Below are 23719 nucleotides of genomic sequence, written 5' to 3'. Positions count from 1 at the left end.
CACAAAATGATTACTTATTTCATATCCCACCATACACGGCCGGTATAATCGTTCATATCGCCGTATTCACCGGTTTTCTGCATATCGCTGATAGCGTTCTGCCAGTTAGGTTGTTGTTCTGCAACCGTAGGACGAGGCAGTGCCCAACGACGAGGTAGGGTCATGGTAGCACCGTTTGAAACCATTGGTTCCAGGTTCAGGATACCACCAGCTTTAGGATAACCGGTTCTTTTCCAGGAACCCCAAGCTTCCCAAGGAGATTTGAAGTGATTCAGGAAGATCTGGATATCGATTTTTTCCAGATCAGAAGTCTGGTTACCTGTCAGTGCTACGTTTGCACCTGCGATATAGGCATCTATATCTGCGTTGTTAACGGGTGTATAGTCCTGAATAGTAGCCAGACGGCCCATATCATTGTAAGCGCCCACAGAAGCTCTGATACCTTTATTATACCAGGTAGCAGCATCCTGACCACTGATAATACCGCGAACGGACAGCTCAGCAATCATGAAGCATTGCTCGGCATAGGTCAGAATAGGTTGTGTGTAGACACCTGCTATACGACCTTCTGCTTCTGAGTTGAAGAGACGGTGTTGTACATAAGAAACGGTGTCGATAGCTCTTGCTACTGTTTTACCATTGAAGGTCATAGAGTAGTTTCTCACTGCGAAGAAACCGGCATAAGCAGGATCTTTACGTTTATCAGGAGAAGCCGGAGCACCTACAAATTGTTGGTTTGGATATACGGAACCGGGAGCGAGTACACCACCTGCAACCAGGGAGTCGAACGCCGCTTTGGTATAACCGTTCTTTTCGTAGAACAGTGGCAAACGAGGGTCATTATTGGCTACCATGTAATCAATAATGCCTTTTGAACCTACGAGTGGACTGTTAGCCATGTTCCAGTTACCACTTCTTGCGAAGCTGTTAGGATTGGAAACAAAATTCCATTCATCAGCATTACTGGTGAAGAGACCAGCAGCGTTAGTCATTACATCCTGCGCGATAGCAGTAGCCTTCTGTGGATTTCTCTTCATCAGGCGCATAGCCAGTTTCAGACGCAGCACATTCGCAGCCTTTGCCCATTTAGTCGCGTCTCCATTATAGAAGATATCATAGCCACTTGCCTTCAGCTGATTAGGCAGTTTAGCGTTGAAAGAAGCGAGTGCAGCTTTCAGATCCGCTTCCCAGACATCAAACAGGTTCTCCTGGCTATCGTATTCAGGGGTTAAAGTACCATTATAACGAGCGCCAAAAGCTTTCGTATAAGGAATGCTACCATTTGCATCGGAAACTCTCCATGCAGAATAAACCTTCATCACTTTAGCAATAGCCACGATTTCAGCCAAGTTAGCGCGGGTAGCTTCCGGCATTTTGCTGATGGTAGAATCAATATCTACCAGGTTTGGACCGATGTTCTTATAGAAAGCATTGTAAAAATCGTTGGTATTCTCCGGACTAAACAGACGGCCCAGGGAAGTCCCAGGTGCAGGAACGCCATATTGCATCCATTGCATTTGGTATTGGTAGCAATCGTAGAACCACATAAAGTCGCGATCAACGATTGCTTTTCCAGGAAGGGTGAGCATCATTTCGGGAGAAGTGGTAGGACTCACTTTCGGACTCTGGTTCAGATCCTCGAATCCTTTGGTACAGGATGCCAGGGTTAAACCAACCAGTGCTGCACCAATTCCTAATTTATTTATAGTCTTCATTTTAAATTTGTTTGAGTTAAACAGCATGATTAGAATCCGATCTGGATAGTTGCACCGAAGTTACGGATGAACGGAACGGCGCCATATTCAGAGAATGCAAATGTTGCGTTGTTACGAACAGCTTCCGGATTGATGTGATCAGGCAGGTTGTTGAACAGGTAACCCAGGTTACGACCTACGAGAGACACGCGGAGGCTGGTCATTTTCCAGCGTTGCACCAGTTCTTTAGGCAGAGAATAGCCCAGAGAAATTTCACGCAGTGCAACATAAGAAGCATCAAACACTGAAGCTTCGCGGATACCGATACCCCAGTCGCCGATCATACCGTAGTACTGCATTGGAGTAAGCGCAGTTACATAACCTTTAGCGTAAGCATCTTTGTAAGTCATGCCACCGATGTTAACATCTTTACCATCCACCTGAACAGTAGTACCATCAGCGAGAACGCCATCAGGCAGCATACCATCGTCACGTTTACGACCGGAAGCATCTGTCCAGGACAGGCCACCGTGTGCAGCATCACGACCGTATTCGGTATTAGCAGTATTACCTTTACCGGTACCATACTGGTGAGAAGCAGAGAAGAAGTCGCCACCGATACGAGCCTGTACGAGTACGCCCAGTGACCAGTTTTTATAATTGAACTGGTTTTGGAGGCCCAGGTTCCAGTTAGGCTGAATATTACCTACTACAGCATGGCCACGTTTGAATTGAGCAGGGAAATCTGCACCAGCGCCGTTCAGGGTAATGATTGGCTGACCGGCAGCATTGCGGGTGTAACCATAGTCGGTTACCAGGTCGCCATAAGCGCCGCCTACCTGTGCAATTGCATCCACGTTCTGATCGCTGCCCAGTGTGTAAGTATTTACGCCAGGAGCCAGTTCGAGGATTTTATTTTTGTTACGGCTACCGTTCAGGGTTACATCCCAAGTAAAGTTTTTACCTTGAACAGGAGTACCGTTGATCGCGATTTCCAGACCTCTGTTCATCATTGCACCTGCATTGATCCAGCGACCGGTAACACCACTTTCCTGTGTAGTTGTCAGCGGAATAATCTGGTTGGTGGTTACAGTACGATACCATGCCGCATCGATGCCCAGTCTGTTGTTCAGGAAACGAACGTTAGCACCGAACTCCCAGCTTTTCGCGATAGAAGGTTTCAGTGCCATGTTAGGCAGTTGACCGTTTGGATAGAAGGTGATCAGTGGCAATGAGGATGCACTGCTGCTGGCACCATTGAAGATATCTGAGTTATAGTAACCGGCGTTGATAGTGTAAGGATCAGTATCACCACCTACCATTGCAAATGAAGCACGGAGTTTACCATATGTAATCCAGGAAGGCATGCTGTTTTTCAGCGTCTGAGTGAATTCCCATGCAGCACTTACAGAAGGATAGAAGTAAGAATTGGAAGTTTTTCCGAGGCTGCCTTTAGGGTAAGTCAGTGCGGAAGACCAGTCATTACGGCCGGTTACATCCAGGAACAGTTCATTGTTGTAGCTGAAGCTGGCAGCAAAGAACATGGAGTTGATACGTTTGCGCAACAGTGGATCGTTGTTAAGTTTAAGGTTCACACCATTGCTCAGATCGTACATGAATGGGATACGCAGCCCACCATCGGTATAGTTATTATATTGTTTACCGATACCGCTGTTCCAGGTTTCAGTACCCAGTGTCAGCATAGAACCTTCCCATCTTTTACCCACTTTAGGAGTAATCTGAGCGAGGCCGGTAAAGGTATATTGTGTTTTGTTTACACCAGCTTCACTGTAGAATCCATCAGAACCAGTAAAGTTAGGACCGGTACCAGCTTCTTTACGTTGATCAGCAGATTGTTCGTTAGAGAAGTTAGATTTCAGGATGAATTTCAGCCAGTCAGTAGCAGTTACGTTTACAGCAATGTTGCCCATGAAGAGGTTTTCTTTTCTGGTCCAGCTGTTATAAGCATTCTGGAAGAAGTAATCTGCACCTGGGTGAGTACCTGTACTGGCACGGCCGCCGTTAGGACCGGTATAGTTCTGTGGCTGGTTCCAGTAGTTAGGATTATAGTTACGTGGGAAAATATATACCCATTTACGACCAATGTTGTAGCTGGTATAGTCACCACCCTGACGGTCAGGGTTTAATGTTTTTGAATTGGCATAGGTTACGCCCAGGTCAGCGCTCAGTACTTTAGAGATAGTCTGGGAGCCTTTGAAAGAGATAGTGTTTCTGCCGAAGCTGTTGTTTGGAGAAACAGAGTTGTTATCCAGGTGAGAGTAAGACAGGCGGAAAGTACCTTTGTCGTTACCACCTTCCATGGAAACGTTCGTATTATAATATTTACCGGTTTGGTAAAGATCAGTTACGTTGTTAGGTTGCGGTACATATTTAGCGGTAGAACCGTCAGGAAGTTTCACATCGCTTCCGTCCATTTTGGAGCCGAAGCTGTAACCCCACTGGTTATCATATAACCCGTCGATACCCTGACCATAGGTATTCTGCATATCGATAGGACCACGATATACTTTTTCCAGCTGAACGGTCTGGCTTACGTTTACGCCGATACCTTTTCTGGTCACCCCTTTTTTGGTGGTGATGAGGATAGCGCCGTTGATAGCGCGGGAACCGTACAATGCAGTAGCAGCGGCGCCTTTCAGCACAGAAACTGACTCATAGTCATCCGGGTTCATATTTTTCAGAACGTTACCGAAGTTTACGTCGTTAGCAGTAACATCATTTTCGAAGATCACCCCATCGATAACGAAGATAGGCTGGTCTTTACCAGTCAGGGTTTTGGCGCCACGCAGTACGATACGAGGAGCAGCTTGAGGACCACCGGCAGCGCTGGAGATATCCACACCGGCCACTTTACCCTGGAGGGCAGAAACCGGGTTTACCTGGTTGGATTTAGCGAGATCATTACCTTTCAGTTCAGTGATCGCATAACCCAGTTTGCGCGATTCGCGTTTCATACCCATTGCCGTTACGACAACTTCGTTCAGGTTTTTATTATCTTCTTTCAGTACAACGGAGATGGAAGACTGATCGCCTACAGCTACTTCCTGGTTGGCATATCCGATGAAGGACAGTACCAGTGTAGCGTTAGGAGTAATTGAGATTTTGAAGGAACCGTCGGCGGCGGACATCGTTCCGTTGGCGGTGCCTTTTTCTTTCACTGTTACACCAGGCAGCAGTGTTCCTTTTTCATCTTTTACGGTACCCGTAATAGCTTTCTTATTCTGTGCCCATGCAGTAACGGCGCAGCATAAAAATAGCAACGTGGCGAGAAGAAGTGATCTTCGCATAGTTTCCTTTTGGTTTAATTTATTACAAGTGAGTCAGTCACATCAAGATACAGGAGGCTACTACCATACAGTTATCCTTCCAATGTGGAATAGGTTCCGTTAAGCATTTTGGTTTCCGTCCTCGAAAAGTTTCCGTCTCTAAATAATATCCTTTACTAATATATCGGCATCGCGTGCCTGGCATTCCGTTGGCATTATTTTTCAGCCCAGATGGTAAACCACCAGTAGTAAAACGTTTTAGCAAACTACTGATAAAAAAAACCTGTAGTACATCGTCTTCACAATTTTCAAAATTCACGTTACAGATTCTCTGTTATTCGCTGAAAATAACAAACCAAACATAGATATAATTCTGAGATTGTCAAAAAAGAATTAACAATTTTTTTATTTTCTGTTAACTGTTTGTTATCAGAGTGAAAATAATATATCGATAAATTAAAATAACACCAGTGGGGATATTAGACAGGAAAAAGCGGAATTAAAAAAGGAAATGACGTCATGGACGTCATTTCCTTTTTTGTTTTTTTGATCGAAAAGTATGAATGTACTTCGATACAGTTTCCTTTTGGGGCTAACTCGCTTATAAAGGAAAAGTTTAATAATTATAATCGTCGCGATAATAGGATTCCGCACGTTTATCGGCAGGCACCCAGAAGATCGGCGTGATGTAGTTGTCTTGCGCTTTCACTTTCAGATAATTGTCGGTATTGGTCTGGAGTTCGCTGTTTGGATAGCGAATTCTTTCTGCCACTGGTTTCATGGCTTTACCACCGAATGTGAATGGCTCCAGTTTAGGATGTCTGGTACGACGCAGTTCCGCAAACAGTTCCATGGTTCCTGGAAGGTTCAGATGGATATATTTCTGTTGCATCAGGATTTCCATTTTATCTTCCACGGTGCTGGCAGCTTCAAATTTGGTGCGTACAACAGTAGCGTAAGTGGCTACCGTTGCGGCATCAGGAGCAGCTGGGTGCAGCACGGTATTTTTCTGATAAGCGCTCAGGCCATTCACCCAGTACCAATAAGCAGTAGAGTGGATAACTGCATTCTGGATATGTTCACCTGGCGTTTTGCCGGTAGCACCCAGTCCTTTCAGTTCAATTTCAGCCAGGAGCAGGTCCAGTTCACCTAAAGTCATCCAGTTGCCAGGCATGGTATTGCGGCAATAGGTAGCATGGTTGTACATGGATTTAGCGTTCTGTGCCAGGGAAGAAGGCAAGTCGTCTGCATATGGATAATACTTCTCTCCTGCTGCATATGGTGCATCCTGTGCATCGGAATTATAAGATACGCCACGGTAGTCGTTGAATTTGGTAGGCATTGCGATAACAGGCAGGCGTGGATCGTCTATTCCTGGTTCATAAGCATTAGTACCAAAGTTCATGCGTTTCAGGATAGTGTTTGGAACGAAACCAGCGAAGGCATTTTCGTACCAGCCACGTTCCCAGGTACCGCCGCTCAGTGGATCAGCAGTGAAAGGCATCTGCCAGACGATATCTTTGGTAGGTCTTGGCTTTGCTAATTCTTCCGTCAGGATCTGTTTAGCAAGCGTAGTATTTACACCTGCAATACGCACTGCATAACGAATACGGAGCATGCTGATATATTGTATCCACATGTTCACATCTCCTTTGGCTGCAAAATCTTGTTTAACAAAATCAGACTTGCCAGCAACAGAGAGATTATTGTACAAGGTAGGAAGCGTGTCTGCAATACTTTTCAGTTCACCCAGAATCGATTCTGTGGTTTTCTGCGCATCATCATACTGCGGGAAGAATACTCCTGCAGCGCCCTGCCATGCTTGTGTGAAAGGCACGTTATTTACCAGGTCGATGAGTTTCAGCGCACCAAAATCTCTTACGACAGTTGTAAGTTTCAGGTAGAACATCGCTTCATTCTTCTGATCAGCAGGGGCTGTAGCCACCATGTCTCTCATCTCTCCGTAGTTACGGGTATTCTTGTAGAAGCTGTTGAAGAAATCATTGATACCGCTGTCACTGAAACCATTACCGGTTTTCAAATCATCATAGGTATTGAACCAGGAGTAACGGGAGGTGATATAACGCTGTGAAATCTGCGCGTAACCTGGAATACCGGTACCGCTGTTCAGCATCCAGTACCATTCTCCATAGTCGCCTACATATAATTTCCAACCATACAGGGTAGCGGTAAACATACCAGACCATTTCTGATCTAATGGCGGATTCGATTTTTCAGGATTCTTGAACTGGTCTTCCAGTTCTTTCTGGCAGGATGTCAGCGATACGCCAAGACATAAGCCAATGAGTATTTTAGAGAGATTAATTTTCATTTGTCAGCATTTATCAAATTAGAAACTAACATTTACACCAAGACTGTAAGTACGCGTAGATGGATAGAATGAGTTTTCGATGAAGATATCGGAACCCAGTGTGGACTCAGGATCTACGTTTGGTAATGTTTTGTACAGGTAGAACAGGTTACGTGCAGCGGCAGTAACTTTTACAGACTGCAGGTGGATTGGTTGTAACCAGCGGCGAGGCAGGTCGTAAGAAACAGCCAGTTCACGCAATTTGATATAATCGTTTTTGAAAAGTCTGTCTGGTCCCCAAGCTGTGCTCAGATCGTTGATGTAAGTCTGGTAGTAGCTGGTAGCAGAAGTGATGATATCGTTTTTCTCATATTTAGTATTGCCACTTCCGTCAGTTGTTTGTTTCACACCGTCGAGGATCATACCATCAAAGTACAGTTTGCCATCTTTTGCTTGTGCAGGTGCAGGCTGACCGTTAGTCCATGCAGTGTTTTTACCGGTAGTTTTATCTACATAGTAAGTTAAACCGCCATGTTCTGTATCTCTGTAAGCGAGGGTATTTTTAGTAACACCCAGACCTGTCATGTAGTAGTTGGTATAGGAGAAGATCTGTCCGCCGAATTTGTAGTCCAGACCAATGTGCAGTGATACGCCTTTGTAGTTAAGATCAGAGTAAACGCCGCCCAATACTTTCGCCTGTGTATTACCTACAGTGCTCATGGTATTGCTCAGTTGATACAGACCGTTTGCATTAACAACTTTGTTTCCATTATCATCTTTCAGATAATCGAACATCTGAATTTCATTTACCGGACGACCTTCTTTTGCTACCACTTTGAAACCGGCATTACCGCTGATTGGGTTGGTAGAAATACCAGGGTACAGTTTCAATACTTTGGAACGTTGGGTAGCAGCAGTGATACCTACTGTCCAGGTGAGATCTTTGGTCAGGATTGGCGTGCCTTTCAGGCCCAGTTCATAACCCCAGTTTTTCACGTTACCCGCATTGATACGGATCTGCGTGTTGCCGGTGGTATTGGACAGGTTTACACCCATGATCTGGTTGTATACGTTGTTGGTATAGAAGGAGAAGTCGATAGACAGGCGGCTCTTTGGAAAGAAACCTGCTTCGAAACCAGTTTCATACTCACGTTTACGTTCTGGCAACAGTTCATTGGCGAACATGGATTCCATGCCGATGATGGTGGTAGCGTTGTTATAGCCAACGATACTGTTTACATCATAGTATCTGTATGCGAAGTAGTTGCTGCTTGCGCCTCTACCTACGTCTGCCCAACCGATACGGAATTTACCGTAGTTCAGTTTAGGGATGTGGATATCCTTGGTGAAGTCCCAGGTGAAGGACAAGCTTGGATAGAAGTAGTGGTTGTTTTTAGGATACAGGGTAGAGTTCCAGTCCATACGGCCGGTACCTTCTACGAAGTAGCGATCTTTCCAGGACATTTGTAAAGTACCAAATGAGCTGTAAGTGATGCTGCTACCTCTGGAAGCTCTTCTTGCTTTACCAGCTGAGCCCAGATCAGGGAAGCTGGCGCTGTTGTCCAGGGAGAACCATCCAGGTACGCGGAAGCCGCCGGTGGTGCTGGCGAAGATGCTGTTATAGTTATCCTGTTGTACATAACCACCCGCCATTGCATACAAGTGCAGATCGTTGGAGAAATCGTGGTTGTAGTTGAGGTATGACTGGTAAGTCTGGATAGTGTAGTTATCACGTTGCATGGAGTAAGTACCGCCAGCGATCTTAGGATAGATTCTGGTTTCTTTTTCCATGCTGATAAAATCTGTATTGGTATAATCCACACCAGCAAATGTTACCATAGATAAATCTTTGGTAAAGTTCAGGGTTGCTTTAGCAGAAGAGATCAGGTGAAGTTTGGTATCGGTATTGAAGTTATCGTACTGATTCCACCAGAAGTCGAACATTTTAGTGATCATATTAGGCAGACCAGCAGCGTCCAGGTTTGGTCTGTGGCCGGTAGAATCGCGGTAGTATTGGCGGAGTTGTGCCAGTGGATATTCGCGGTTCATACCCCAAGCTACCAGTCCATCGATAGAAGGACGGCGGTTATTGGATTTCACACTGTACAGGTTGGAGGTTACTTCGAAGGTTGCAAATTTAGACGCCTTCATAGTACCGTTGAAGCTGAAAGTGTTTTGTTTCTGCCAGGAGTTTTCCAGGATATCATCGTAACCGAAGTTGGTGTAGGACAGGCGCATGCTACCTTTATCGCTTGCGCCGGAGATAGCCACGTTGGTTCTGTTGGAGCTACCGTTCTGGAAGAGGCTCATGAAGTTATTAGGTACAGCGCTATAAGGGCGGATTGTACCGTCGAAGTATTGCATTGGTTCGCCAGTGAACTTAGGACCGAAGCTGAAGCGGCTAGGGTTTACTTTCCTTGTTTTTACGCCATTGATGTAAGTATAGGCGGTATCATAAGGAGTAAGACCGGAACCGTATTCGTTTTGGAAATCGATATAGTTAACGGGTTGTTCGATGGTGCGTTGGTGCGACAAGGTTACACCGAATCCTTTAGCATGAGAGCCACTTTTAGTGGTGATCATCATAACGCCGTTAGCGCCTTTCTCGCCATAGAGAGCGGTCGCTTTTGCGCCTTTCAGGATGTCGATAGACTCGATATCATCAGGGTTGATATCGTTGATACCAGTACCATAGTCAACAGAGTGCAGTGGATCATAGTTACGGGAAGCCATGCTGGTATTTGCATCGCGGATTACCACACCGTCCACAACGATCAGAGGGCGGTTGTTAGCGCCTTCCGTCAAGCTTGCAGCGCCACGTACTTTGATGTTGATACCGCCCATAGGACCAGCGGAACCGGCGATAACGCCAACGCCCGCAGCTTTACCATAGAGGGCTTGTACCGGGTTGAGGGTAGTACCTGCCTGGGTAAGTTCATCTCCTTTGATGGAGGAGACAGCGTACCCGAGGGATTTACGACTTTGTTTGATACCCAGTGCCGTTACCACCACTTCGTTCAGACCTTTCGCATCGTCTTCGAGTAAGATATCATATGATGTTTTAGCGGTAGTGGCTACTTCTGTTTTGCCATAACCTACCATAGAAACCTGGATGATGGCGCCAGGTGCAACAGCAATAGAAAATTTTCCGTTGAGATCAGTTGTTGTACCGGATTTGGTACCTTTTTCCAGAATTGTAACCCCTGGTAATGGGTTTCCTTTGGCATCGTGTACAACGCCGGCGATGTTACGTTTGTCCTGCGCTAAAACGATTTGGCAACAGAGCGCCAAAAGGACCGCAAGTAATTGTAGCGATCTTTTCATGGTTTACTGATTTAAGATAACAGATAAGTGAACAGAAGCGGCAGCACTGTGCATAGCAATGTCATGCCGCTATTTTTCTTTTTGGAAAAACCGGTTTTGAAAGCGCTGGGATCAAAACAGTATTAAACAGGTACAGTACTCCTTACCACAGGTATTGTGGTATATCCATTTCACTACTTTTCGTTCACAATGTTTTTTCCTTGTTATTCTGTGGATACAAGAGGCATGGCATTGTCCTCCTGGTCATCAGGTTGGAATCTTACGTGCATTGAAACGCTAATACTGGTTGATAAATTAAATAAACGAATCTCCTTTTAACCCATTTTAATTATTTCGTTGGTATTGTTTTAGGATCTCTTGCTACACTACTCTCTCAACTAAGTACTAATTCTTTTATTTGATTTTGGCTCTGTTTTATTCTTCGATTTCGGTTCTCTCGGTGTAAAGCTGTAAGTTCTGTAAATGCAGTAGTAAAACGTTTTAGCTAAAGCATCTAAAAAAAGAAAGCGTTCGGGATTAGAATATCATAGAATGCTTTCCAATATCAAACTTAGTCAAAGTTTTCATGACTCCAAAACATTTTGTTAAAATTTTTTTGCACTAGGAAAATATTCTGATTGCGTACAAAATACACACTGCTAAAAACGCAAATGCCCGAAATCAAAGAGATTCCGGGCACTTGTTTTGTAAACCGCTATTCCCTCAGGGTTTATCCCACCACATGGGCGTAGTAAACAGATCCGGCCCTTGTATCGCATTTGCTGCATTTACGTGTGTGCCATTGGAGTTATACTCTCCCCGTGGATACCGCAATCGGCGCGGAATCTGGCCGTTCGTTTCATTATTCTTGTAATTGGTAGGCGTTAGCACAGGATAACCCGTACGCCTCCAATTAGCATAGGCTTCATATTCATTGAGTAAAGTAGTGATGTAATATTGTTCATTGATTGCCTGCAACTGGGCCGTTAATCCTCCTCCCAGTGCGGCCGATTGTGCAGTGGCGTATGCCGTAGCCCCTGCATCATCATAGACAATGGCGGGGGAATAAAGGGTATATTGCCAGATGCCCGCCCTCACGCCTTCTATGAAGTAGCCAGTGGGAGAACCGCTGGTCCAGCCCCTCGCTGCCGCTTCCGCCAACATCAGCTGTACTTCTGAATACGTAATGAAAATGTTCGGCGTATTAGGTAGTGCCAAATATTGCTTGGGCTGCGAGTAATGCGCCAGATTCGGGTCTCCCACGGAGGCAATGCCGTATACAGGATCAGACGTGTTATCGTAACCGTTAGGTAATCCTTTTTGTAACGCAGGCACATCGCTTCCTCCAGGGGTGGAATCGGGCTTCGGCAACTCGCTGATGATCTGTAAACGAGGATCATTTTTGGTCTGCAACATAGTGATGAAAGACTTGCTGTACTTTATGGACAAGTTGTCTTTCCCGGTCTGCTGACGCGCATTATTATACGTACCGATTACATGACTATTGGGATTATCATAATCGCCTTCCGCATGTTTGATATAGAATATATCTGTACGATCCGTAAACACGCCACCAGCAATTGCTTTCTGCACAATAGTTTTTGCCTGTGTTGGGTCAGACTTCTTCGACAGGCGCATGCCCACCCGTAACATGAGGGAGTAGGCCAGTTTCTTCCATTGCGTTGGAGAACCGCCATAGCCGGAGATATCCGCAGAACCGGGATTCACTTTTGTTTCATCCAGCATACCTGCCGCCTTTTCCAGTTCTGCGGCAAAGCCAGCATAAATGGCGTCCTGGTGATCATATGCGGGGTAAAAATTTTGATTAGTGTATCCCTTCGATGCTTCAGAATAGGGTATGTCTCCATACAAATCCGTTATACGCTGCAATACTATCACTCTGGCAATACGTGCCATGGCATTGACATTCGCGCTGGATGGATCATTGTCTGTATTGGTGATAATAATGCTTAGTATCTTGGTTGCGTTCGGAAAGAACGAATTGAAAGCCGCTCCGGAGTAATCGTCGTTGTAGAGATATTTATCTCCAACATAAGTCAGACTCAACGAAGAAAAATGCTGTATCATCATGGAGCAGTAAATCAAATTGGCGCGCCATGCTTCATATTCTCCGCCGGAGACAAACAACAGCCCTTTGGTCAACAAAATATTGGGTGTAACATTTGGTGCTGAGGTGGGATCTGTATTTACTTTCTCAAAATTTTTAGTACACGCCAACATGCTTGTTATACCTGCCAGGGCCAGTACTATCAACATTTTATAGGTAGTGCGAATCATAATCTGGCTGATTTAAATAAACGATTAGAATCTTACATTCAGGTTCAGACCAAAACTGCGGGCCTGCGGATATCCCATTACTTCGGCGCCTTGTCCGGCTCCGCTGGTATAACTGGACTCCGGATCTATACCTGGCAGATCTTTATAAATGATCCATAAATTCCGGGCTACGAATGACAGGGAAGCCGCGGTCAGTGGCGTTTTTGCAATCACAGAATGCGGTAATGTATACGTGAATATCACCTGACGTAGTTTGACAAAATCGCCTTTGTAGATAAATGGTTCTGCGATGTTGAAGGCGATGTTTTGGAAATAGTCCTGTGAGGCTACATTCTTCGTAACGTACTGTGTAGGATCATTGGGGTCCTGCGCTTTTATGTTGATACCTCCTTGTCGCCCCTGCAGCGTTGCCTTTTGCAGTCCGAAGTAGTAGGCGTAATCATTTGTACCGGAATAAATTTTATTACCCCATTTCCCATCGATGAGGAGACTAAGAGAGAATGCCTTAAACGTGAATGTATTGGTAAGGCCCATTGCAAACGGCGCAACGCCGGTTCCAAAGGCGGTATAATCGCCCTGTAAAGGCTTGCCCGCACTATTGAATAGAATATTCCCCTGTGCATCGCGCTTGAACTTATACCCTACTATCTGTCCGAATGGCTTGCCTACAATATGCTGAATAGACACGTTAAAAGTACGTACGTTAGACACCAGCACACTGGTGGCCCCGGCATTCAGGGCGACTACCTCATTCTTATTATAGGAGAAATTGGGACTGATATCCCAGCTGAAATTTGAACTACGTATAGGCGTTCCAGTTAACAACAATTCTACACCGGAGTTTTTCACTTTACCGACATTGATGAAAGCCGTATTATATCCGGAAGCATTGGAAATAGTGGTTTGCAGGATATCGTCTTTGGTGGTGCGGGTATAATAAGCGAAATCGAGCGAGAGTCTGTTGTCAAAGAATTTCGCTTCCAGACCGGCTTCGTAGCTGGTATTTACCAGTGGCCGTAATGACGCATTGGGTACGGCATAACTACCGTCAGGAGCCTTCTTCACATCTGCTATTGCCTGTCCTAAAAACGGATTTTGCACCTGGTAAGCCAGGAATAAACGATATGGATCGGTATCTCCTCCTACCTGTGCCCAGGATGTACGCAACTTCAGGTAGTTAATTTTTTCCGGCATCCGGAATGCGTCCGATAATACAAAACTCAATCCCACAGAAGGATACAAGATACTCCATTGGGAAGGCGATAAAGTAGAAAACCAATCATTACGGGCAGTGGCTGTCAGGTAGAGATAACTTCTGAAAGCCACTTCCGCAGAGCCATAGACAGAATTGATTTTCTTTTCAATAATATCATTGAGTACAGTTTTCGTAACAAGGTTGGATTGATCATAAAAGAATGGAATAAAGAAGCCGTTCCCATTCAGATAGAACTTATCATTTTTATTATGCATCTGGTTTCCACCAACGAAAGCAGTGAGTCGCCAATCTTTACTCAGGGATTTATCTACGCCAAGCATAACATCCGCATTTACTTCATAGAAATTCTGACGGGCCATATCATTGATTTGTCCTGCAATATTATAGGCAGTACCTGTAGGTGTAATAGCGAAGTTGTTACGATACCACATATCTGCGCCTATACGACCTTTCGCATATAACCAGGGAAGGATATCGTATTTCAGTTCAGCAGAATTGATGAACCGGTCCCGTTTATCATTTTGTTGGAAGTCGTACACCGAGAACCATGGATTTGTGATGTATTCATTGGCTTCCCATCTGGCTTCGTAGCCTTGCGCATTGTATTTGTGATCCCGGAGCGTGAGGACCGACAAGCTGGTGGGCAGCATGTACAGCGAGAAGTTCGCATTACCGGGGGAATCGGATACTCTGGGGCGGTTGTATACTCTTTCGCGACTGTACTTACTATTTACCGTCAGATAGAGTTTGCGACCCAGCCAGGCGTTTACGTTTAGACTGAGGTTATCTCTTCGCATACCAGAGTTGGGCAGCATAGCTTCATTCTTCATGTCGGTAGCGCCGAAGCGGTAATTAATTTTTTCATTGCCACCGCCGAATGCTACCGAGTTGGTGAAGGTGTAACCGCTTTTATAGAAACTTTTGAAGTTATTTTTCACTGCGCTGTATGGCCTTGTTACGCCGTCGTACTGAATGACCGGGGAGCCGTCCAGTTGGGCGCCCCAGCTGAAGAGTCCTGCCGAACGCGCTTCTGCAGCATTTGCTGGTTTCACGCCATTCAAGCCCATACCATAGTCGTACTGCCAGTCGAGCGTATTCAGGATGGGTTTATCCAGTACAAAATTGCTGGCATACTCTACTCCTACACCTTTCCGGGACATGCCGGATTTGGTGGTGATGAGTATAACGCCATTGGCTGCACGAGAACCGTACAGAGCTGCGGCGGTACCGCCTTTCAGGACGGACATGGTAGCGATATCGTCTGGGTTGATACTGGAAAAACCGTCTCCGGCATCTTGTCCGCCGTATTCATTGGCGCTACCGAGGTTATCATTATTAATGGGGATACCGTCTACGATGATGAGGGGTTGGTTATTCCTGCTTTTATCGATGGAGGTATTACCGCGGAGGATGATGCGTGTAGAAGCGGCTGGGCCGGTAGAAGCCACGCTCACATTGAGTCCGGCTACTTTACCTGCCAGCGTAGCCGCTACGTTGGTGGTACGTGCTTGTGTGAGTTCATCGCCTTTGATTTCGGTGATGGAATAACCCAGGGCTTTCTTTTCTTTTTTAATACCGAGTGCAGTAACGACCACCTCATTCAGGTTTTTATTATCCTGTGCGAGGCGTACGTTCATTGGATTGTCTGTAGCCGGTATATCTTTCGGGAGATAGCCGATCAGCCGGAAAGTCAGTACCGTTCCGGGGGGAACATTGATATGGAATTCTCCTTTTTCGTTGGTGGCGGTACCTTTATTGGTACTTTTTACGAGTACAACTACGCCTACTAACGGGGAATTGGTAGCTTCATCGACTACCGTGCCTCCTACTTCTTGTTGTGCCCATGCTACGGGGGCAGCCAGCAACAGTAACAGGAACAGGAAGATGACCTGAAGAGCGTTCTTCTGCATGTTTAAGATATAAGGTTAAGCAAATCGATTTTCGACGTGGAGGCAGGGACAAATGGATCTTGGTTGATACAGTATGTAACAACGTTCAGAGAGAAAGTGTTGAGACAAAATAAAAAAAACCAGCACCATTTCGGTGCTGGTTAAATATGATGTCAATATTTAGCTAAAACGTTGAAGTACGCCGGTTAGCCGTTATGTTGACTGGAAGGGCGCAAGATAAGATTGAGTGGTAATACCACTTGTTGCAGTGCCGCGGAAGGATGGTTTAATTCCTTCATCAGGATGTTGACGAGTTGCTGACCGATTTCCTGGATGGGTTGTGCAACGCAGGTGATAGCGGGTGTATAGAGTCGGAAGATATCATGATCATCGAAGCATACTACGCCGATTTGTTTACCGATTTGCCATTCGAGGTTGCGGATGCTTTCAATACCGCGGATACCGAGGTAGTTGGTGGCAAAGAAAACAGCGTCGAGGCCTTTGGAAGTTTTGAGGAATTTTTTGATTTCCTCATTGGAGCCATCTTTATCCAGGTCGAATGGCAATTTTTTCACCAGTGTTTTATTATAGGTGATACCGGCGTCTTTGAGGGCATCGGCATAACCATCCAGACGGTCTTTCATCTGTACCTGGTCTGAGGTGGTGGTGACGATTCCTATTTTCTGAAAGCCCTGGGCGGCCAGATGAGCGGTAGCGTCGTAGGCGCCTTTATAGTTATCTACTACAACATAATGGGAAGGCATTTGCGGAAAGTAACGGTCTACCAGTACGATGGGTTTACCGGCAGATTGCAGCTGTTCTATCTCCTTATCCAGGTTTTTGGTTGGGGTGATAATATAGCCGTCTACCTGGCGGTACTTGAGTACTTCGAGGAGGCCTTTTGCTTTTTCCGTATTATCTTCTGTGGAGCCGTAGAGTACTTTATACCCAAATTTATCGGCTTCATCTTCCACAACTTTAGCGAGTGTGGCAAAGAAGCTGTTGGCGATATCTTCCACGATAAGGCCTATTGTTTTGGTTTTGCCTGTTCGTAAGCCTCTGGCCAGCTGATTTGGTTTATATTTCAGCTTGCCCGCAATTTTCTGGATTTTCTTGCTTACCTGATCGCTGATCCTCTTCTCTTTTGCCTTGCCATTCAGTACGAATGAAACAGTGGTAGGTGATACCCCTGCTTGTTTTGCAATATCTTTAATGGAGATACCTTTCATAATAAGAGTTATGCTATATCGATTTAGCTCAGCGTAAATTACAAAATGAAGTTGAAATTTACATAGTTGCAGGAATTATTCCAAAAACGGGGGGGGACAAGCTGCATGAAAAATTATTGTAATCCATATCACATTAAAAGGTTATTTTCCAAATAATGATATTTTTTTAACCAATTTTTAATAATTTGGCAACATTCATAGGACAATGGTAATACTCCTGAGACAAATTGCCATAATAGAAATCGTTATTAAATTAATACATGAATGAAACCCATTCTTATTAAAGTTGGGGCCTTTGCCGATAACCAGATCACTATCATAGAGCGATGTGATCCGCATTTCAATACGCCGTTTCACTTTCATCCGGAATGTGAACTGGTTTTCGTGACAGAGAGCCATGGAAAAAGGATTGTGGGCGACAGCATTGAGAGCTTTGAAGAGGGCGACATGGTGTTTCTTGGTCCGCACATACCGCATGTTTGGTATAATGATGAGGAATATTACAAGGGTGATGAGCATTTAAAGGCTCGTTCGGTCGTAATTTATTTTCCAAAGGATATATTTGGAGAGAAATTTTATGGTTTACCGGAGACGAAAGCCCTCAGTGAGTTGTTTCACAAGGCACAACGGGGTATGAAGATCACGGGGCCTACCTATGACAAGTTGAAACCGGAGATTTTGTCGCTGCCTCGCAAAGAGGGGCTGGAGCGTATCATTTCCCTGCTGCATATCCTGAAAACGTTGTCAGAAACAAAAGATTGCTATTACCTGGCCAGCACCGGTTACTCCCATGCCTATAATGTGAAGGATAACCACAAAATTGACGAAGTTTTCAAGTACGTGATGAATAACTTCTCCAAAGAGATATCCCTCCAGGATGTGGCCAGTATCACTAATTTATCGCCACAGTCGTTCTGCCGCTTCTTTAAGAACCGCACCAAGAAATCCTTTGTGCAGTTCCTCAATGAAGTGCGTATTGGTCATGCCTGCAAGCGGCTGACAGAGGAAGACTGGTCCATTGCGGAGATAGCCTATTCCTGTGGCTTTAAGAACCTTTCTAATTTTAATCGGTTCTTCAAAGAGATAGTGGGTAAAACGCCGAAGGAATACAAGAATGAATTGAGACTGAAAGAAGCATAAGCAGAAAGCCGGCACGCGTCTGCCAACGGAACCAGGTAGCTGATACTATATTCCCGAAAAATAATGCGGAAATCTCCCGGAATATTTACTACTTTCATGGGAAGAAGTTAACATTTGTCAACCAAACCGCTTTTTCCTCACCTGTAATTAGATGTACAGCAATTATCAAGATCAGGAATTAGTATCGCTGCTGAAAAGCGATAATATTGCTGCCTTTAATACCATTTATGACCGGTACAGCAAGGCGCTGTATTTATTCATTTATAGTAAACTGGATGCCGCTGAAATCAGTAAGGATGTTTTACAAGATCTGTTTATATCCTTGTGGGAAAAGCGTCAGACATTGGTTTTGAAGGAGTCGCTTAAATCATACCTCTACCAGGCAGCCCGGCATAAGATTATTGATATCTACCGGAAAAATACCACCTATCGCAAATATCTGCAGCAGCTGATCGAGCATTTCGATGAGCAGCCGCATTCTATATCCGACCAGCTGGATACCAAAGCCAAAACACAGGAAATGTTTGAGGCCATCAACCATCTGCCGGAAAAGATGAAGGAAATTTTCATGCTCAGCAGGTTTGAAAACCTGACAGTAGAACAGATTGCCACTCATCTCAATCTCTCCCAGCAAACCGTTAAAAATCAGATTACCAAAGCTTTAAAGATATTAAGAGCCAACTATGCGCAACCGGACATCATCCTGGTCATTATTTCCATATTGTTAGGATGCATCCGCTAATATTAATTTTTTAGCTGTATATAGTACCTTTTCCACGTTATTACGACATTACAACATCAAAAACGCTATCAGGTGGACACAGAACAGATTAAAATATTACTGGAACGATATAACCAGGGCACCTGCTCACCGGAGGAAGCGGATATCATTGAAAAATGGTTCGAAAATATCAACCGTCAACAGTCGATTGTGATGGAGGAAGACGCGTTGAATCTGCAACTGGATGAAGTTAAACTACTTATAAACGAACAAATTGCACCAGCTCCGGCTGTTACTATAGCGCCAGTTGCCAAAGTCAGGAAGATGAAACCCTGGTATACAGTTGCCGCCGCCGCTGTCATACTTGCAGCAGGCATATTCGTATACCGCAATATAGGGCATACCGCCAACACAGATACGCCTCCTCATATTGCTGCCAATCATACCAAAAAAGCTACCCGCATCATCCGAAACGGATTCGTGGAAGTGAGTACGCCCTATGGCCTTACAGAAAGCTTTAAACTGGAAGATGGTAGCGGCATCTGTATGAATGCGGGTACCCGTATCCGTTATCCGGAACATTTCAGCAATAACGTCCGTAATATATATCTGGAAGAAGGAGAAGCTGTATTCGAAGTTGCCCAAAACCCTAACAGCAGCTTTGTCGTATACAGCGGCGACCTGGCCACAACAGCCCTCGGTACCGCCTTCAATATCAGATCCTATGCCCATGAGGATAAGATTACTGTTGCCCTGATCAATGGCAAAGTGAAAGTTGCCAGAACCAATAACAGCAAAGAATCAACTATCCTGATGCCCAGCGAACAACTCAACTATAACAGGGTATCCCTCAGCATGATCAAAACCAGCTTCTCCAACCCCGAAGCAATCATCGGCTGGAAAAAAGGTATCCTCGTTTTCAAAAATGCCAATTTCGACGATTTCGCCACCGCTATCCGTAACCGTTTCGGCGTGACCGTGATCAACCACAGCGATAAAACCGAGTGGGAGTACAACGGTACCTTCAAACAAGGAGAAGACCTGAAAGAGGTAATGGATGTCATCAGTGATCTGAAATCAATTAAGTATACCATTAAAAACGATACTGTTTATCTAAAAAATTAAAACAAGGTCATTATGAGGGTAAAACCATGCCCATTGAAATGGTTTTTATCCTTCGGACTGATACTGACACTCTTGCTGGCCGGCAGCCTTACTTCCGTAGGCAGCACGGTCCGGCACATACAAGAACCACTATTACCCATCGTCGTCAGTATCCAGGCAAAGGATAAGAACCTGGAAGAAGTGATGTCTGAAATATCAACCAAAACAGGGCTGAACTTTCACTACGATAACTCAGATCTGAATCTGAAAAAGAAAGTGACGCTGAATTGTATAAAAGTTCCCATAGATGAAGTATTAACACAGTTATCAGATCAAACAGGATTAAAGTTTACCCGAAAAAACAATAAAATTATTGTTGGCGCAGAAAGTGATCATGCACCGTCACTTTCTGTGGAGTTGGACAGTAAAGTTTCATTGGACAGAGACATAACAGGCACGATACGCGATAATAAAGGCACGCCGCTTCCAGGAGTAACTATCCAAATAAAAAATTCAAATAAAGGCACGCAAAGTAACGCCGATGCAGCTTTCAACATCAAAGCCGCTCCCGGCGATGTACTCGTTGTCAGCTCTGTAGGCTTCTTCACCAAAGAGGTCATGGTAGGCGCTTCCCCGGAAGTGAATATCACCCTCCAGGAAAATATCCGCGCATTAGGCGAACTGGTGGTAACCGCTATGGGCATCCAGAAAAAATCCAAAGAGCTGCCCTATGCTACCCAACAACTCGGAGGGGATGATGTCTCCCTGGTAAAAGATGTAAACGTCATGAACACCTTAGCAGGTAAAACTGCCGGCGTTACCATTTGCCGCAATGCATCAGGCATTGGCGGTTCAGTGAGAGTGGTACTCCGCGGTAATAAATCCACCCGCGAAAATCAGCCACTGTACATCGTGGACGGTGTTCCTTATGCCAACTTCACTCCTTCCCAACCCAACGACGTATGGGGGCAATCCAACAATACCATCGGCGCCGGTGGCCGCGATGGCGGCGACGGTATTTCCAATATCAACCCAGATGATATCGAAAGTATCAGTATCCTGAAAGGCGCTTCGGCCGCCGCCCTCTATGGCAGCCAGGCCGCAAACGGCGTTATCCTGATCACCACCAGGAAAGGCAAAGCAGGCAGAAGTAAAATGGATTTCTCGTCCGACTTCACCATCGAAACGCCTTCTCTCCTGCCCGACTTACAATACCGTTACGGGCAAACAGATCCGCCCGGCCGCGATAACGTAGGCAGTCTGCAACCAGGATCTCCAGGCAGCTGGGGCGATCCCATTCATACACCCGATATCGTAAAACATTTCTATAATACCGGTTATACCTGGACCAACGGCATCTCCTTCAGCGGAGGAACGGAAACAGCTCAGAGCTACCTATCATACGCCAATACAACCAACAAAGGAATTCTGCCGACCAACTCTCTTGATCGGCATGCCATCAATTTTCGTGAAACGCTCAAGCTGCTGAACAACCGCCTCATCATGGACGCTACGGTGTCTTTCCTTGCCCAGGCCACCCACAACCGCAGCTCTTCTGGATTGTATTACAGCCCTATCTCAGGACTATATCTCTTCCCCAGAGGACAGGATTTCGATTATTATAGCAACAATTTTGAATACCTGGATAAAGATCGAAACCTCTATCTCCAAAACTGGTGGAATATCCGGAACGACAGAAAATGGATAGGTCAGGACGATCAGCAAAATCCTATGTGGGCGCTCAAACGCGATATCCGCCTGGATTCCCGCTACAGAGGAATGAGCACCATCTGCCTCACTTACCAGCTAAACAACTGGTTGTCGGTGCAAAGTCGCGGTAGCTTCGATAAATCCCTAGATCAATACGAACTCAATGCATATGCGGGTACCCAAGTAGTACTCGCAGCCTCCAATGGTCGCTATACCCTGGAGAAAGAATTCAACACGCAGCTATATGCGGATCTGTTGCTCAATGCCAGTGGAAAAGTGAATAACTGGATGCATCTGGCAGGTAACATAGGCGGAAGCATTACAGATGTAAAAGCGCATGAACGCACTTACAATGGCGCCAATCCCCATGCAGATCCGGGACTGATGTATCCCAATAAATTTGCCGTTTCCAATATTATGAGTACTGCCATGGATGCACAGCAATCTGTGGAACAGAAACAGTTGCAGGCACTCTTCGGCAATGTGCAACTGGGTATTCGTAATGCTTTCTTCCTGGATATTACCGGTAGGAACGACTGGTCCAGCACCTTCGCCTACACGCCTACGCTCAACAAAGGATATTTCTATTATTCAGCAGGAGCCTCTCTTATTCTCAGCGATGTGGTGAAAATGCCTAAGGTGATAGATTTCCTGAGAGTGCGTACCTCTTTCGCCAAAGTGGGAAATGATATTGCCAGCTATGCCAGCAACCCTGCCCCTTTCACCATGCAGACGATTGCCGGAGTTTCCCGCGTGGTACTGAACCAACGTACTCCTTATCCGGGCGTGTTCCTGGCGCCGGAAGATAACCAGTCGCTCGAAGCCGGGTTTGAAACACGGCTGTTCAAAAACCGTTTGTCTCTCGATGTTACCTGGTATAAAAACAATAACTATAAGCAATACATGGAAGTCCCTGCCCCGGTAGGTTCCAAGTATCTCACCTATTACCTCAACATGGGTAATATCCAAAACAGAGGTTGGGAAGCAATGCTAACGGTAGCGCCTGTACGTAATAAAAAAGTAAACTGGACCAGTACGGTTAATTTCGCGATCAACCAGAACAAAGTGATTAAACTGAGTAACAAAGAAATTCCCGGCGCTGATAGCACCAATAGCTTTGTTCTCACGGATTTCGGCGTGAATATGTTTGGTTCCTTTATCCAGGAAGGCGGTTCCTGGGGCGATATTTACGGCAATAAAGAACTGGTGACAAATGCCAAAGGACAGTTTGTGTTGGATAACAGTGGTAATTTAAAAACGAATGCGACGCCGAAGAGAGTGGGTAATCCTAATCCCAGATTTACGTTGGGATGGAATAATAGTATTTATTATGGCGACTTCTCTCTGAGTTTCCTGGTAGACGGGCATTTCGGCGGAAAGGTGATGAGTGTAACGCAAGCCGTACTGGATTGGTATGGCGTAAGTGAAGTAACTGCCAAAGCCCGTGACAATGGCGGTGTGAGTATAAATGCTGTTTATGAAGACGGCAGACCCTTCACCGGAAAGATGTCCGCCGAGAAATATTATTCTACCGTTGGTGGCAGAGCCGGCGTAGGGCAATTGTATATGTATGATGCGACCAATATCCGACTGCGGGAAGTAAGTCTGAGTTATCGTTTACCATTGAAATGGAAATGGCTCCGGACAGCCCGCGTAGGCCTGATGGGGCGCAATCTCGCTTTCTTCTATCTGAAAGCGCCTTTTGATCCTGAAGTATCCATGGGTTCGGGCAATGGTCTACAAGGAGTAGATGTATTCGGACTTCCCCCTGTGCGCAGCATGGGTATGAATTTGAAAATCGGATTCTAAAAAATCTG

The 23719-nt window shown here is 45.4% G+C and carries 11 protein-coding genes; 4 read left to right on the top strand and 7 right to left on the bottom strand.

The genetic code is table 11. The features are described from left to right. Positions 1 to 14: 14 nt before the first annotated feature. The 7 genes from CLV59_RS02390 to CLV59_RS02360 all read right to left on the bottom strand — a co-directional run bounded on the left by CLV59_RS02390 (position 15) and on the right by CLV59_RS02360 (position 17227). Complete coding sequence (locus CLV59_RS02390; RefSeq protein ID WP_170137629.1) at positions 15 to 1715, bottom strand: SusD/RagB family nutrient-binding outer membrane lipoprotein; 1701 nt, start codon at positions 1713 to 1715, stop codon at positions 15 to 17. Between the two features lie 29 nt (positions 1716 to 1744). After that, a complete protein-coding gene (locus tag CLV59_RS02385) occupies positions 1745 to 5002 on the bottom strand; it encodes a SusC/RagA family TonB-linked outer membrane protein (RefSeq protein WP_111590394.1) in 3258 nt (1085 codons plus the stop codon). Between the two features lie 595 nt (positions 5003 to 5597). Continuing rightward, entirely contained in the window at positions 5598 to 7313 is a 1716-nt protein-coding gene (locus CLV59_RS02380) for a SusD/RagB family nutrient-binding outer membrane lipoprotein (RefSeq protein WP_111590393.1), read from the bottom strand. 18 nt (positions 7314 to 7331) lie between these two features. After that, positions 7332 to 10616, bottom strand: a complete 3285-nt coding sequence (locus tag CLV59_RS02375; protein ID WP_111590392.1) for a SusC/RagA family TonB-linked outer membrane protein — start codon at positions 10614 to 10616, stop codon at positions 7332 to 7334. Positions 10617 to 11318: 702 nt separating this feature from the next. Then, entirely contained in the window at positions 11319 to 12893 is a 1575-nt protein-coding gene (locus CLV59_RS02370; protein WP_111590391.1) for a SusD/RagB family nutrient-binding outer membrane lipoprotein, read from the bottom strand. A gap of 24 nt (positions 12894 to 12917) precedes the next feature. Continuing rightward, positions 12918 to 16019, bottom strand: a complete 3102-nt coding sequence (locus tag CLV59_RS02365; protein WP_111590390.1) for a SusC/RagA family TonB-linked outer membrane protein — start codon at positions 16017 to 16019, stop codon at positions 12918 to 12920. Positions 16020 to 16204: 185 nt separating this feature from the next. Beyond that, positions 16205 to 17227 (bottom strand): LacI family DNA-binding transcriptional regulator, encoded by a 1023-nt coding sequence (locus tag CLV59_RS02360; protein ID WP_111590389.1) that lies wholly within the window; start codon positions 17225 to 17227, stop codon positions 16205 to 16207. A gap of 264 nt (positions 17228 to 17491) precedes the next feature. Here CLV59_RS02360 and CLV59_RS02355 point away from each other — a divergent pair, with 264 nt between their 5' ends. From CLV59_RS02355 to CLV59_RS02340, 4 genes are all read left to right on the top strand, one after another. Next, positions 17492 to 18367, top strand: a complete 876-nt coding sequence (locus CLV59_RS02355) for an AraC family transcriptional regulator (RefSeq protein WP_111590388.1) — start codon at positions 17492 to 17494, stop codon at positions 18365 to 18367. Between the two features lie 151 nt (positions 18368 to 18518). Beyond that, the gene (locus tag CLV59_RS02350) at positions 18519 to 19109 is read left to right on the top strand and encodes an RNA polymerase sigma factor (protein WP_111590387.1); all 591 of its coding nucleotides are present in this window, start codon (positions 18519 to 18521) and stop codon (positions 19107 to 19109) included. A gap of 72 nt (positions 19110 to 19181) precedes the next feature. Then, on the top strand, positions 19182 to 20213 hold the full coding sequence (locus CLV59_RS02345; protein ID WP_111590386.1) for a FecR family protein: 1032 nt from the start codon (positions 19182 to 19184) through the stop codon (positions 20211 to 20213). Between the two features lie 12 nt (positions 20214 to 20225). Next, positions 20226 to 23711: a SusC/RagA family TonB-linked outer membrane protein gene (locus CLV59_RS02340; protein ID WP_111590385.1), complete on the top strand. Its 3486-nt coding sequence runs from the start codon at positions 20226 to 20228 to the stop codon at positions 23709 to 23711. Positions 23712 to 23719: the final 8 nt, after the last annotated feature.

The organism is Chitinophaga dinghuensis, assembly GCF_003259435.1.
GTDB classification, from domain to species: Bacteria; Bacteroidota; Bacteroidia; order Chitinophagales; family Chitinophagaceae; genus Chitinophaga; species Chitinophaga dinghuensis.
The sequence above is the reverse complement of the archived record's forward strand: the minus strand, read 5'-3'. Positions and strand labels throughout refer to the sequence as shown.